Source organism: Ramlibacter sp. (genome assembly GCF_013697775.1).
In the GTDB taxonomy this organism is placed as follows: Bacteria; Pseudomonadota; Gammaproteobacteria; order Burkholderiales; family Burkholderiaceae_C; genus Ramlibacter.
On record NZ_JACCWG010000149.1, the window covers coordinates 1 to 13,259 of the forward strand.

The window sequence follows — 13,259 nt, forward strand, 5'->3', positions numbered from 1 at the left end:
GGCGGAGGCGGAGGCGGAGGGCCTGGAGGCGGGGACGCCGGCGGGCCGGGCGGCGCAGGGGGCGGCGGACTCGGGGCCGGCGCGGGCGGAGCCGGGGGTACGCCCGTGGTCTGGGCGATGGCGCGCTGCAGGCCCTGCGCGTTCACGTCGTTGGCCGCAAGGCCGGGCATTTGGCGCGGCTCGGGCACCGGCAGGCTGGCGCGCAGGTTGGTGCGCGTGGGCAGGTCGTCGTTGTTGAACACGCGGGCCGATTCGCCCACCTTCAGGCCGACGCAGCCGGCTTTCGTGCAGATCTCGATCTCGTCCTGCTCGGTCGACACCGCAACGCCGTTGCCGGCAGGTGTTTCGATGTAGCCCAGGTTGAAGGCGGAGCCGCGGATGCCGAGGGTGGCGGTGGCGGTGATGACCTTGTAGTTGGCGGTGTTGCGCTTGCCGATCAGCCCGGTGATGGCGCGCATGCTGCCGCGCAGGAAATCGACCAGAAACTGGTCCTTCGACGGATCCTTGGCGTCGGAGTAGCCGGTGAGCCGGAAGCTGGAATTCGGCGCCACGGACACCATGCCGCCGTCGCTGAAGCGCACCTGCGCGCGGCCACCCGGACCGGTAACGATGGCGTCGCCGCTCTCGATTTCCGTTCCCTTGACCAGCGGGGTGGAGGCGCCGCGCGAGATGCGCGTCACATCGCCCGCCGTGTACTGCGTGATACCGGCGGCGGCGAAGCCGTGCAGCGGAAACGCCGCCGACAGCGCCAGCGCCAGCGCCGAGCTATGGGGCTTGAATCGGGTCTTCATCGCACACTCCTCGGGGTGTTCAGAACTCGAGCCGCGCGGTCACGGACACCATGGTGCGGTCGTAGGCGGCGGTCGGCACGTTGGAGCGCACCTGGGTCCAGCTGACCTGCGGCGTCACGCGCCACTGCGGTGCGGGCACCCACGACAGGCCCACCGCCAGGTTGGCCTGCCGGTCGCGCCGGGTGACCGCGAACTGCGGGTCGGTGCCGCCGAAGCGACGCTCTTCGTAACCCAGCGTGCCGAACGCCCACAGGTTCAGCGCCAGCGCCTGCTGCAGGCCGGCGCGCAGGCCGGCCAGATCGTGGCCGAGGTGCGCGACGCTGGCGGCACGCTCGCTCTCGGTGCCCGCGTAGGCGCCGCCGTAGGCCAGCAGGCCCGAGCGGGTGAGGTGGGCGTAGGTGAAGCCCAGCACGGTGCGGTCCACGTCGGCCACGTGCTGCTGCGGATAGGACATGCGGCCCGCCTGCACGTACGCGCCGAATTGGCGGAACCCATCGAAGCGGTAGATCCATTCGCCGACCACGCCGGTGATGTTGCGTTCGCGGTGGTGGTCCAGGTCGTAGGTGCCGCCCTGTACGACCAGGCTGAGCTCGTGGCGCTCGACGCGGTAGGACAGGCCCAGGTTGCCGTCGGCCTGCAGCATGTCGAAGCGGTCCGCGTCGCCGCCGTACACGCGGCCGGTGAGATTGAGGTTGCCGATGACGGACCAGCGCGGGTCCAGCACGTAGCGCCCGGAGACGCCGGCCCCGGCGGTGGCGTACGAGCCCGATTCCCTCAGGAAACCCGGTTGCAGCGTGACGATGGCGCCGCCCAGAGAGGGCACGGCGAAGATGCCGCCGGCGGGGCCGCCGTTGGCGTTGGAGTCGTGGCCGATGCCCAACTCCACGTACGCCTTATACGAGGACTTGCCCAGCGCGTCGACCCGGTCGATGGCGTACAGCAGCTGGTCCACGCTTTCGCCCGCGGCCACCGGAATGCCTTGCTGGCGGCTTTGCAGCAGCAGCTCGCGCGCGGCCCTGGTGTCGCCCACGGCGAACAGCGCGCGGCCGAGTTCGGCGCGCGCCCGCATGTTGTCGGGTTGCGCGACCAGCACGCGCTCCAGCGCGATGATGGCGCGGGAGTAGTGCGCGCCAGCGTTGGCGGCGGTGCCGAACGCCAGGTCGAAGTCGGGGTCGCCGGCACGCGCGACTTCCTGCGGGTCGAGCAGCGCATAGGCCTGGGCGCCCGCACCCTTGTCGGTCAGTGCGGTGGCCTCGCGCACCAGGGCGTCGACCTCGGCATGCGCCGCAGTGGTGGCGAACAGCGCCGCGCAGGCCAGCGCCAGCGCACGGCGTGGGTGGTTCGGTGTCATTCAGAGTCCCCAAAAAAGCGTGCTGCTGCAGCTCGGCAGCTGGGGCATGGTACTCCCCCCGCTTCCGGTTCCGATGACGAAAACAGTGAACTATCACCCACGCCCCCTCAGGTGAAAACCCGGGGAGGTGCGGGCAAAACTACTCAGCCAGCGCTCAGTCGGTGCCCCAGACCTCGCGCGCCGTATCGATCACCAGCCTGAGCTTGTTGCGCTGGTCTTCCACGGCGATGTTGTTGCCGTGCACCGTGCTGGAGAAGCCGCATTGCGGCGACAGCGCCAGCTGCTCCAGCGGCGCGTGCTTCGCCGCCTCGTCGATGCGGCGCTTGAGCGCGTCCTTGCTTTCCAGCTGGCCGAACTTGGTGGTCACCAGGCCCAGCACCACGGTCTTGCCCTTGGGCAGGTAGCGCAGCGGGCGGAAGTCGCCGGAGCGGTCGTCGTCGTACTCCATGAAGTACGCGTCGATGTCCATCTCTTTCAGCAGGGCCTCGGCCACCGGCTCGTAGTTGCCCTGGGCGGCGAAGGTGCTCTTGAAGTTGCCGCGGCACAGGTGCATGGCCAGCAGCATGCCCTGCGGCTTGCGCGCCACCACCTTGTTGATGAACTTGGCGTAGCGGTGCGGCAGCTCGTTCGGATCGTCGCCGCGCTGGCGGGCGGCTTCGCGCATTTTCTCGTCGGCCAGGTTGGTGTCGTCCATCTGCACGTAGCGGCAGCCGGCCTCGTACAGCGAACGCAATTCTTCGCCGTAGGCATCGGCCACGTCGTCGTAGAACGCCGGATCGAGCTGCGGATAGGCCTGCGCGCTGATGCCCGCGCGCCCGCCGCGAAAGTGCAGCATGGTGGGCGAGGGAATGGTCACCTTCGGCGTGCGGCCGGCGGCCACCTGCGACTTCAGGTAGTCGAAGTCGGCGCGCTGGATGTCCTTGGTGTGGCGCACCTTGTCCGTCACGCGGATGACGGGGGGCGCGAGTTCCTCGGTGCCATCGGGCTTCTTCACGGTGAACGGAATGTCGGTCTTCACGCCGCCCAGTTGCTCCAGGAAATCGATGTGGAAGTAGGTGCGCCGGAACTCCCCGTCGGTGACGCTTTTCAGGCCCACGTCCTGCTGGAATTTGACGATGTCGGCGATGGCCTGGTCTTCCGCTTCGCGCAACTGCGCGGGCGTGATCTCGCCGCGGGCCTTCTTCTCGCGCGCGTCGAGCAGGGACTTGGGCCGCAGGAAGCTGCCGACGTGGTCGTAGCGGGCGGGCAGTTGCATCATGGTCGTCTCCTTTGTTGTCTGGGGGTGAGGGGGCCTCAGGCCACTACGTGCGTCGGCCGCTCCCGCGCGGCCAGCCGGTCGATGATGCGCCGCGCCTGCACGCCGCCGGCGTCGATGTTGAGCATCAGCAGCCGGCGCTTCGGGTGCGCCGACAGGTTGCGCTGCTGCGCCTCCAGCATCTGCGTGTCCTCGGCGAACACGCGGGCCTGGCCGTCGCGGATCTCGGCGGTCAGCGCGGCGTCGGCCACGTTGAAGTTGCGCGCCATGCCCCAGAAGTACCACATGCTGGTTTCGGTTTCCGGCGTGATGAAGTCCACCACGATGCTGGAGGCCTTGTATTTCGCATCGGCCTGCAGGCCGCCGTGGCCGGCCAGGGCCACGCCGACCTCGATCATCACGTGGCTGGGCGGCACGAAGCGGCACACCTGCCAGCGGTCCACCGGCTGGTCGTCGGGCAGGCCGGCGCCGCGCAGGTTGGCGCGCCAGAACGGCGGCGCCAGCACGTTGTCCATGAAGCGGCTGGTGACGACGTGTTCGCCGTCGGCCTTGGTGATCACCGGCGCCTCGTCGATTTCCTTTTGCCCGATGCTGCCGGCGTGCACGTAGGTTTCGTGCGTGAGGTCCATCAGGTTGTCGACCATCAGCCGGTAGTCGGCCTGCACGTGGTACAGCCCGCCGCCATAGGCCCAATCGGGGCGGTCGGCCCATTCCAGGTGGTGGATCGCCGCCGGGTCGGCCTGCTCCGCGTCGCCGGGCCAGACCCAGACGAAGCCGTGGCGCTCGACGGCGGGGTAGGCGCGAATGGTCGGGAAGCCCTGCACGCGCTGGCCGGGCATGGAGATGGTCTTGCCCTCGCAGCCCATCGCCAGGCCGTGGTAGCCGCACACCAGCTGGCCGTTGCACACGCGGCCGAGCGACAGCGGCGCGCCGCGGTGCGGGCAGAAGTCTTCCACTGCCGCCACCCGGCCGCCTTCGCCGCGGTAGAACACGATCTTCTCGTTGCAGACGGTGCGGCCCAGCGGCTTGCCACCATCGATCTCGTCGGGCGTGCAGGCGACGTACCAGGCGTTCTTGGGAAACATGGTGGGCGGGATGGGAGTTGCGTCGGCGAGCCTTGCAATGTATACAGAAAATCCCAACCGATCACCATCGGCTTGCGCATTTCAGGTAGAAAAGAGTTGAATAACCGCGTCCATCTGCTCAAAATATAGTCAACATGTATACAGCAGAGACTGATTCTTCCGGTTCCCAGGCCGTCCGGGCCCAGCTGCGCCTGCGCGAGATGATCCTGGCGGGCGAGCTGCCGGGCGCCAGCCGCATCGCCGAACTGGCGCTGGTGGACAAGCTGGGCGTGTCGCGCACGCCGATCCGCGCGGCGCTGATGCGGCTGGAGCAGGAAGGCCTGCTGGAAGGGCTGCCCGGTGGCGGCTACGCCGTGCGCATGTTCTCCGAGCGCGACGTGGCCGATGCCATCGAGCTGCGCGGCACGGTGGAAGGCCTGGCCGCACGGCTGGCGGCCGAGCGCGGCGTGCCGGCCGCCGTGCTGGAAGAGGCGCGCGGCTGCCTGGCGCGCATCGACCAGATCCTGGCGCGGCCCAGCCTGGACGACGAGGCGTTCTCGCAGTACGTGCACAGCAACGAACGCTTCCATCTGCTGCTGAGCGAAATGGCCGGCAGCGGCGTGATCGCGCGCGAGCTGGAGCGCGTGGTGCGCCTGCCGTTCGCCTCGCCCTCGGGCTTCGTCGTGGTGCAGGCCAACTCGCCGCGGGCACGCGACATGCTGGTGGTGGCGCAGGACCAGCACCGCCAGGTGCTGGACGCCATCGAGCGGCGCGAGGGCACGCGCGCCGAAGCCATCATGCGCGAGCACGCGCGCATTGCGCAGCGCAACCTGCGCGAGGCCATGGACAACCGCGGCCTCGAGCACATGCCAGGCGTGCGGCTGATCCGCCAGCGCGCCTGACCCATCAGCCTGCCATTCGTCAATACCTGAGCCCGTGCTATTGCAACCGCGCATAACTGCTAGACCGCGGCCCGGCTTTGCGCCGGGCTGGTGCAAGGCCGAGAATGCCGCACCACCCGCGGGCGGCGATGCCGCGCGCAGCTTCATTTCCAGGAGACATTCGCCATGCACAAGAGAACCCTGATCCGGGCCGCCATCGCCCTCGCGGCCGCCGCAGCCAGCGGCATCGCGCTGGCGCAGGAGGCCTTCAAGATCGGCCTGGTGCTGCCGATGACCGGCCAGCAGGCCACCACTGGCCGGCAGATCGAAGCGGCCGCAAAACTGTGGATGGCGCAGAACGGCGACACGGTGGCCGGCAGGAATGTGCAGCTGATCGTGAAGGACGACACCAGCCTGCCGGACATGACGCGCCGCCTGGCGCAGGAGCTGGTGGTCAACGACAAGGTGAACGTGATCGCCGGCATGGGCATCACGCCCTCGGCGCTGGCCGTGGCGCCGATCGCCACGCAGTCCAAGACCCCGCTGGTGGTGATGGCCGCGGCCACCTCCAGCATCACCGAAGCCTCGCCCTATGTGGTGCGCACCAGCTTCACGCTGCCGCAGGCATCCGTGGCCATGGCCGACTGGGCGCCGAAGAACGGCATCAAGAACGTGGTGACGCTGGTGGCCGACTACGGCCCGGGCCTGGATGCCGAGAAGTACTTCAGCGAGCGCTTCCTGTTCAACGGCGGCAAGGTGGCAGAGAAGCTGCGCGTGCCGCTGCGCAACCCCGACTTCGCGCCCTTCCTGCAGAAGGTGCGCGACTTGAAGCCGGACGCATTGTTCGTGTTCGTGCCGTCGGGCGCGGGCGCCGCGGTGATGAAGCAGTTCGGCGAGCGCGGCATGGACAAGGCCGGCATCAAGCTGATCGGCACCGGCGACGTGACCGACGATGACCAGCTCAACGACATGGGCGACGTGGCGCTGGGCGTGGTGACCTCGCACCACTACTCCACCTTCCATCCGTCGCCGGTCAACAAGAAGTTCGTGGCCGAATTCCAGAAGGCCAACAAGGGCCTGCGTCCCAACTTCATGGCCGTGGGTGGCTACGACGGCATGCGCGTGATCTACGAGGCGCTGAAGAAGACGGGCGGCAAGGGTGGCGGCGAAGCGCTGCTGGCCGCCATGAAAGGCCAGATTTTCGAAAGCCCGCGCGGCCCGGTGTTCATCGACGCGCAGACCCGCGACATCGTGCAGAACATCTACCTGCGCAAGGTGGAGAAGAAGGACGGCCAGCTGTACAACGTGGAGTTCGACGTGATCAAGGACGTGAAGGATCCGGGCAAGGCGAAGTAGACCCTCCGTTCCAGCGACAACCATCCCGTTCAGGCCGGAAGGCCTCCCGTTCGAGTTAATTCCCGTTCGGGCTGAGCTTGTCGAAGCCCTGCGCGACCCTTCGACAGGCTCAGGGCGAACGGGACGGGCGAACGGGCCCTTCGACAAGCTCAGGGCGAACGGACTGCAACCATGCTCACCATCCTCTTCGACGGCATCGCCTACGGCATGCTGCTGTTCATCCTGGCCGTGGGCCTCGCGGTGACCATGGGCCTGATGAACTTCATCAACCTGGCGCACGGCGCGTTCGCGATGGTGGGCGGCTACATCACCGTGCTGCTGATGCAGCGGGCCGGCGTGCCGTTCCTGGTGTGCCTGCCGCTGGCCTTCATCGGCGCGGCGCTGCTGGGCGGCATCCTCGAGCGCACGCTGTACCGGCCGCTGTACCGCAAGCCGCACCTGGACCAGGTGCTGTTCTCCATCGGCCTGGTGTTCATGTCGGTCGCGGCGTTCGACTACTTCGTCGGCTCCACGCAGCAGATCGTGCAGCTGCCCGCCTGGCTGAAGGGCCGCACCGAACTGGGCGAGGGCGCCTGGACCCTGGGCATGGGCCACTACCGCCTGTTCATCATCGCGGTGTGCGCCGCGCTCACCGTCGCCCTGCAGTACGTGCTGGCGCACACCCGCTTCGGCAGCCGTTTGCGCGCGGCGGTGGACGACCAGCGCGTGGCGGCCGGCATGGGCATCAACGTCAACATCGTGTTCCTCTCCACCTTCGCGTTGGGCTCCGGCCTGGCGGGGCTGGGCGGCGCGCTGGGCGCGGAGGTGCTGGGGCTGGACCCGACCTTCCCGCTCAAATTCATGATCTATTTCCTGATCGTGGTGGCGGTGGGCGGCACCTCGTCCATCACCGGCCCGCTGCTGGCCGCACTGTTGCTCGGCATCGCCGACGTGGCGGGCAAGTACTACATCCCCAAGATGGGCGCCTTCATCGTCTACAGCCTGATGATCGCCATCCTGATGTGGCGCCCGCAGGGCCTGTTCGTGCGGCGGGGAGGCAAGGCATGAGCGCTGTCCCAGGTGCAGTGCAAGCCTCGCTGCTGAAGGCCAGCCGCATCAAGCCGTGGGAGCCGCTGCTGTGGCTCGCGGCCTTCGCCGCGCCGGTGCTGCTGCCGCAGCACGCGCTGATCTTCAACGAGATCGCCATCGTGGCGCTGTTCGCCGTGTCGCTGGACCTGGTGCTGGGCTACACCGGCATTGTCTCGCTCGGGCACGCGGCCTTCTTCGGCTTCGGCGGCTTCGTGGCGGCGCTGTTCGCCAAGCACCTGATGCCCGATCCGCTGCTGGGCCTGGCCGTCGCCATCGTCGCCGCCACGGCGCTGGGCGCGCTGTGCAGCCTGACCATCCTGCGCGGCAGCGACCTGACCCGGCTGATGGTCACGCTCGGCGTCGCGCTGATCCTGCTGGAACTCGCCAACAAGCTCGACTGGCTGACCGGCGGTGCCGACGGCCTGCAGGGCGTGGTGATGGGCCCGGTGCTGGGCCGCTTCGACTTCGACCTGGGCGGCCGCGTCGCCGCCTACTACTCGCTGGCCGTGCTGCTGGTGCTGTTCTGCATTGCGCGGCGTATCGTGCATTCGCCCTTCGGCCACACGCTGAAAGCCGTGCGCGACAACGGGCTGCGCGCCATGGCCATCGGCATCCCGGTGGCCTCGCGCATCGCCGTGGTGTACACGGTGGCGGCCGGCATCGCGGGCGCCGCGGGCGCGCTGCTGGTGCAGACCACCGGCTTCGCCTCGCTGGATCTGTTCGAGTTCCATCGCTCGGCCGACGTGATGCTGATCCTGGTGGTGGGCGGCACCGGCTGGCTGTACGGCGGCGTGGCCGGCGCCATCGTTTTCAAGCTGCTGCAGGACGCGCTGTCGGCCGTGACGCCGCAGTACTGGACGTTCTGGCTGGGGCTGTTCCTGGTGGTGCTGGTGCTGGTGGGCCGCGAGCGGCTGTTCAAGCCGTGGATCTGGTGGCGGCCGGGCAAGCGAGGTCCCGCATGAACGCCGCGCCGAACGACGTCGTGCTGTCCGCCCAGGGCCTGGTGAAGCGCTTCGGCGGCATCGTCGCCACCAACCATGTCACGCTGGATGTGCGGCGCGGCGCGCGGCATGCGCTGATCGGCCCCAACGGCGCCGGCAAGACCACGCTGATCAACCTGCTGACCGGCGTGCTGCCGCCCACCGAAGGCCGCATCGTGCTGGAAGGCGAGGACATCAGCCGCCTGGCGCCGCACCTGCGCGTGCGCCGCGGCATGGTGCGCACCTTCCAGATCAACCAGCTGTTCAACAGCATGACGCCGCTGGAAACGCTGGCGCTGGTGGTGCACCAGCAGCGGGGCATCGGCGCGCGCTTCTGGAATCCGCTGGGCGCGCGGCGCGCGGTGGCCGAGCGCTGCGAACAGCTGCTGGAACAGTTCCACCTGACCGAAGTGATGGACCAGCCGACCGAACACCTGGCCTACGGCAAACGTCGCCTGCTGGAAATCGCTATCGCGCTGGCCTGCGAGCCGCGCGTGCTGCTGCTGGACGAACTGGTGGCCGGCGTGCCGGCCGGCGAGCGCGAGGAACTGCTGCAAACCGTGGGAGCCTTGCCGGCCGACGTGTCGGTGCTGCTGATCGAGCACGACATGGACCTGGTGTTCAGTTTCGCCGACCGCATGACGGTGCTGGTGAACGGCGGCGAGCTGACCGAAGGCACGCCCGACGAGATCGCGAACAACGAACACGTGAAGGCGGTGTACCTGGGCCACGGCGATGAGACCGTGGAGGAGGCCGCCCATGCCTGAACTGCTGAAGGTCGAGCGCCTGTCCGCCGGCTACGGCGAGGCGGTGGTGCTGCACGGCGTGTCGTTCTCGCTGGGCGAGGGCCAGACGCTGGCGCTGCTGGGCCGCAACGGCACCGGCAAGACCACGCTGATCAACACGCTGGCCGGCGCCACGCGCCAGCACGGCGGCGCCATGGAACTGGCCGGCAGGCCGCTGCACAGGCTGGCCTCGCACGCGCGCGCGGCGGCCGGCATCGGCTGGGTGCCGCAGGAGCGCAACATCTTCAAGTCGCTCACCGTGCACGAGAACCTGACGGCCGTGGCGCGGGCGGGCCGCTGGACGCCGGCGCGGGTGTACGAGATGTTCCCGCGGCTGGCCGAACGCAAGGGCAACCTGGGCACGCAGCTCTCGGGCGGGGAGCAGCAGATGCTGGCGGTGGGCCGCGCGCTGGTGGTGAACCCACGCCTCTTGCTGCTGGACGAGCCGCTGGAAGGCCTGGCGCCGATCATCGTGGCGGAACTGCTGCGCGCCATCGCGCGCATCACGCGCGACGAGGGGCTGGCCGCCATCATCGTGGAGCAGCATCCGCAGGCCATCCTGGCGATCTCGCACAGCGCCGTGGTGCTGGACCGCGGCACGGTGGTGCACGCCAGCAGCGCCCAGGAATTGCGCAACGCGCCGCAGCTGCTGGACCGCCTGCTCGGTGTGGCACGATAAGCCGATGACTTTGGACCGGCGGACGTTTCTCGCCGCGGCGGCCGCGACGTTCGGCTCCTTTGCTGGCGCGCAGCCAGCCGCGTTTCCCTCCAAGCCCATCCGCATCGTCGTTCCTTTCGGCCCCGGTGGCATCGCCGACCTGACGGCACGCGCCGTCGGTCGCAAGCTGGGCGAACAGCTGGGGCAGGGGGTGATCGTCGAGAACCGTCCCGGTGCGGGCGGGGCCGGCGCGGGCGACATGGTGGCGCGCGCGGAGCCCGATGGCCACACGCTGCTGCTGGTGAGCAACGGCACGGCCGTGAGCGCGACCCTGTTCAAGAACCTGCCGTTCGATGCGCGCAAGGACTTCGCGCCGGTGTCGCTGCTGGGCACCTTCGACATGGCGCTGGTGGTGCCGCAGACCTCGCGCTTCAAGTCGCTGGCCGACCTGCTTGCGGCTGCCAAAGCGCAGCCGGGCAAGCTGAACCTCGCGACGGTCAACATCGGCAGCACGCAGAACCTGGCCGCGGAGCTGTTCAAGAGCACTGCCGGTGTCGATCTGCAGGTGGTTCCGTTCAACGGCACGCCCGCGCTGGTGACGGCGCTGCGCGCCGGCGAGGTGGATGCGGCGGTAGAGATCCTGGGGCCGGTCAAGCCGCAGATCGCGGCCAAGGCGCTGCGCGCGCTGGCCGTGATGGGCGAGAAGCGCGCGTCCGGCTTGCCGGACGTGCCTACCGTCGCCGACAGCGGCGGCGCTCTCGCGCACTTCCACGTGAGTTCGTGGAATGCGCTGGCGGTGCCGGCGGAGACGCCGCGCGAAGTGATCGCGAAACTGAACCGCGAGCTGGTCACCGCCTTGAACGACACAGGCCTGCGCAAGACGCTGGCCGAGATCGACGTGGACGCGCGTTCCAGCACGCCCGAGCAGCTGGCCGCGCTGCTGGCCAGTGAAACCCGGCGCTGGGCCGATGTGATCGCCCGCGCCAACATCCAGCGCCAATGACGGCGGCGCACCAGAGGAGCAACAGGCAATGAATCCGCAGCGCATCGGCCTCGTCGGCTACGGCGAAGTCGGCAAGACCTTCACCATCGGTCTGAAGCCCCAGGTGGCCACCATGGGCGCCTGGGACCTGAAGTTCGCGCAGGCCACCATACGCGACGCCGAACACGCGCATGCGGCGCGTGCCGGCGTGACGGCGCACGGCTCCATGCAGGCGCTGTGCGAGGCCAGCGACCTGGTGATCTCCGCCGTCACGGCGTCGAACACCTTGGCTGTGGCCGAAGAAGCCGCGAAACACGTCCGCCCCGGCACGCTGTTCCTGGACTTGAACTCCGCATCGCCCGGCACCAAGCAGAAGGCGGCGGCGCTGATCGACGCGCGGGGCGCGTTCTATGTGGAAGCGGGCGTGATGACCTCGGTGCCGCCGTACGGCATCCGTGTGCCCATGCTGCTAGGCGGCGCCAAGGCGGCCGAACTGGCCGGCGTGCTGAACGGCTGGGGCATGGACGCCAAGCCGGTGAGCGAGAAACTGGGCGTTGCCAGCGCCATCAAGATGTGCCGCAGCGTGATGATCAAGGGCCTGGAGGCGCTGGTGATCGAGAGCTACGCCACGGCGCGCGCCTACGGCGTGGAAGACCACGTGCTGCCGACCTTGCAGGAAACATTCCCCAGCATCGACTGGAACAGGCAGGGCGCCTACTTCTTCAGCCGCGTGGTGCAGCACGGCAAGCGGCGTGCGGAGGAAATGCGCGAGGCGGCCAACACGGTGCGCGAGGCCGGCTTCGCATCCATCATGGCCGCCGCCATCGCTGAGAAGCAGCAATGGGTGGCCGACCAGGCCGCGGCCGGCATGTTCCAGGATCTGCCGAAGGACGCGCCGTGGCAGGCTTATGCGGATCGGCTGCTGGCGGCGCGCGGCGAGAAGAGCGGCAAGCAGGATTAGTGGGCAGCGTCCTCGCCATCACCGGCCCGATCTACCTGATCGTCGCCGCCGGATTTCTCTGCACGCGTGCCGGTTTGTTCGCGCGCGCAGACATGCGCGTGTTCGGCAAGTACGTGATCAACCTGGCGCTGCCGGCACTGCTGTTCAACGCGCTGTCGCAGCGCAGCGTGGGCGAGGTGCTGAACGCGGTGTTCGTCGCTGCGTACGCGGGCGGCTCGCTGATTGCGATGGCGCTCGGCATCCTGTGGGCGCGCAGGGTGGCGGGCAAGTCGGTGTCGGCCAGCGCCATCGTGGGCATGGGCATGGCGTGTTCCAACAGCGGCTTCATCGGCTTTCCGCTGGTGGCGCAGGTGTTCGGCGCGGCGACTGCCGGCGTGGGGCTGGCGCTGGCGATGGTGGTAGAGAACTTCCTGCTGTTGCCGCTTGCGCTCGCGATTGCGGACAGCGATCTGGGTGACGGCGTGGTGACGGGCACGCGGGCCGCGCGCTGGAAGGCGGCGCTTGCGCAGTCGATGCGCGGGATTGTGCGCAATCCGATGATCCACGGTATTGCGCTGGGGTTCGTGTTTTCCCTGTTCGGCTGGAGGCTGCCGGAGGCAGTTGCGAAGGCGGTGAACATCTTTGCTGCTTCGTGTGCGGCGCTCTCGCTGTTCGTGATTGGTGGGTCGCTGGTCGGCGTGGCGGCCAAGGGCATGGCGCGGGATGTGGCAGCGGTGGCATTCGGCAAACTGCTGGTGCATCCGCTGGCGGTGCTGGCGCTGGTGCTGCTGTTGCCCCCGATGGCGCGCGAGCTGCAGATCGCGGTGGTCATCATGGCGGCGGTGCCGATGCTGGGGATTTATCCGATCCTGGCGCAGAAGCACGGGCACGACGGGATGGCGGCGGGGGCGCAGGCGGGGACGACTGTGGTCTCGTTCTTTACGCTGACGGCGCTGTTGTATGGGGTTCAGCACTGGCTTTCGCGCTGACTGATCTGCGATCGATCCGGCTTCTTGCCTGCACCTCGCTAGTGTGGTGCGCGCCTCTGTTCTGTACTTATCGTGAGATCGCAGCCAATGCAGCCTTGGCTCTGGTGACCTTGGCCAGGATGTCCGAAGCACTGGCTGTCCAGATGAATGGTTTGGGGT

Annotated in this window: 13 protein-coding genes; 9 read left to right on the forward strand and 4 right to left on the reverse strand. The window is 68.7% G+C overall.

Going from position 1 to position 13,259, the window contains the following annotated elements; all coding sequences use genetic code 11:
• From H0U68_RS07360 to H0U68_RS07375, 4 genes are all read right to left on the reverse strand, one after another.
• A partial coding sequence (locus H0U68_RS07360; RefSeq protein ID WP_296354124.1) for a FecR family protein occupies positions 1-791 on the reverse strand: 791 nt, incomplete at its 3' end.
• 19 nt (positions 792-810) lie between these two features.
• Positions 811-2,142: a surface lipoprotein assembly modifier gene (locus H0U68_RS07365; protein ID WP_296354126.1), complete on the reverse strand. Its 1,332-nt coding sequence runs from the start codon at positions 2,140-2,142 to the stop codon at positions 811-813.
• 154 nt (positions 2,143-2,296) lie between these two features.
• A complete protein-coding gene (locus tag H0U68_RS07370) occupies positions 2,297-3,400 on the reverse strand; it encodes a 5-methyltetrahydropteroyltriglutamate--homocysteine S-methyltransferase (RefSeq protein ID WP_296354128.1) in 1,104 nt (367 codons plus the stop codon).
• A gap of 35 nt (positions 3,401-3,435) precedes the next feature.
• Entirely contained in the window at positions 3,436-4,482 is a 1,047-nt protein-coding gene (locus tag H0U68_RS07375) for an aromatic ring-hydroxylating dioxygenase subunit alpha (RefSeq protein ID WP_296354130.1), read from the reverse strand.
• A 134-nt stretch (positions 4,483-4,616) separates the two neighbouring features.
• Here H0U68_RS07375 and H0U68_RS07380 point away from each other — a divergent pair, with 134 nt between their 5' ends.
• The 9 genes from H0U68_RS07380 to H0U68_RS07420 all read left to right on the forward strand — a co-directional run bounded on the left by H0U68_RS07380 (position 4,617) and on the right by H0U68_RS07420 (position 13,100).
• Positions 4,617-5,363 (forward strand): GntR family transcriptional regulator, encoded by a 747-nt coding sequence (locus tag H0U68_RS07380; protein ID WP_296354132.1) that lies wholly within the window; start codon positions 4,617-4,619, stop codon positions 5,361-5,363.
• A 165-nt stretch (positions 5,364-5,528) separates the two neighbouring features.
• Positions 5,529-6,698: an ABC transporter substrate-binding protein gene (locus H0U68_RS07385; RefSeq protein ID WP_296354134.1), complete on the forward strand. Its 1,170-nt coding sequence runs from the start codon at positions 5,529-5,531 to the stop codon at positions 6,696-6,698.
• 171 nt (positions 6,699-6,869) lie between these two features.
• The gene (locus H0U68_RS07390; RefSeq protein ID WP_296354136.1) at positions 6,870-7,745 is read left to right on the forward strand and encodes a branched-chain amino acid ABC transporter permease; all 876 of its coding nucleotides are present in this window, start codon (positions 6,870-6,872) and stop codon (positions 7,743-7,745) included.
• A complete protein-coding gene (locus H0U68_RS07395) occupies positions 7,742-8,728 on the forward strand; it encodes a branched-chain amino acid ABC transporter permease (RefSeq protein WP_296354138.1) in 987 nt (328 codons plus the stop codon). The genes H0U68_RS07390 and H0U68_RS07395 overlap by 4 nt, the downstream gene beginning before the upstream one ends.
• Entirely contained in the window at positions 8,725-9,513 is a 789-nt protein-coding gene (locus H0U68_RS07400; RefSeq protein ID WP_296354140.1) for an ABC transporter ATP-binding protein, read from the forward strand. The genes H0U68_RS07395 and H0U68_RS07400 overlap by 4 nt, the downstream gene beginning before the upstream one ends.
• On the forward strand, positions 9,506-10,210 hold the full coding sequence (locus H0U68_RS07405) for an ABC transporter ATP-binding protein (RefSeq protein ID WP_296354141.1): 705 nt from the start codon (positions 9,506-9,508) through the stop codon (positions 10,208-10,210). Before H0U68_RS07400 ends, H0U68_RS07405 begins: the two co-directional genes overlap by 8 nt.
• 4 nt (positions 10,211-10,214) lie before the next feature.
• Positions 10,215-11,192: a tripartite tricarboxylate transporter substrate-binding protein gene (locus H0U68_RS07410; protein ID WP_296354142.1), complete on the forward strand. Its 978-nt coding sequence runs from the start codon at positions 10,215-10,217 to the stop codon at positions 11,190-11,192.
• A 28-nt stretch (positions 11,193-11,220) separates the two neighbouring features.
• The gene (locus H0U68_RS07415) at positions 11,221-12,132 is read left to right on the forward strand and encodes a DUF1932 domain-containing protein (protein WP_296354144.1); all 912 of its coding nucleotides are present in this window, start codon (positions 11,221-11,223) and stop codon (positions 12,130-12,132) included.
• Complete coding sequence (locus tag H0U68_RS07420; protein ID WP_296354146.1) at positions 12,132-13,100, forward strand: AEC family transporter; 969 nt, start codon at positions 12,132-12,134, stop codon at positions 13,098-13,100. The genes H0U68_RS07415 and H0U68_RS07420 overlap by 1 nt, the downstream gene beginning before the upstream one ends.
• Positions 13,101-13,259 lie beyond the last annotated feature (159 nt).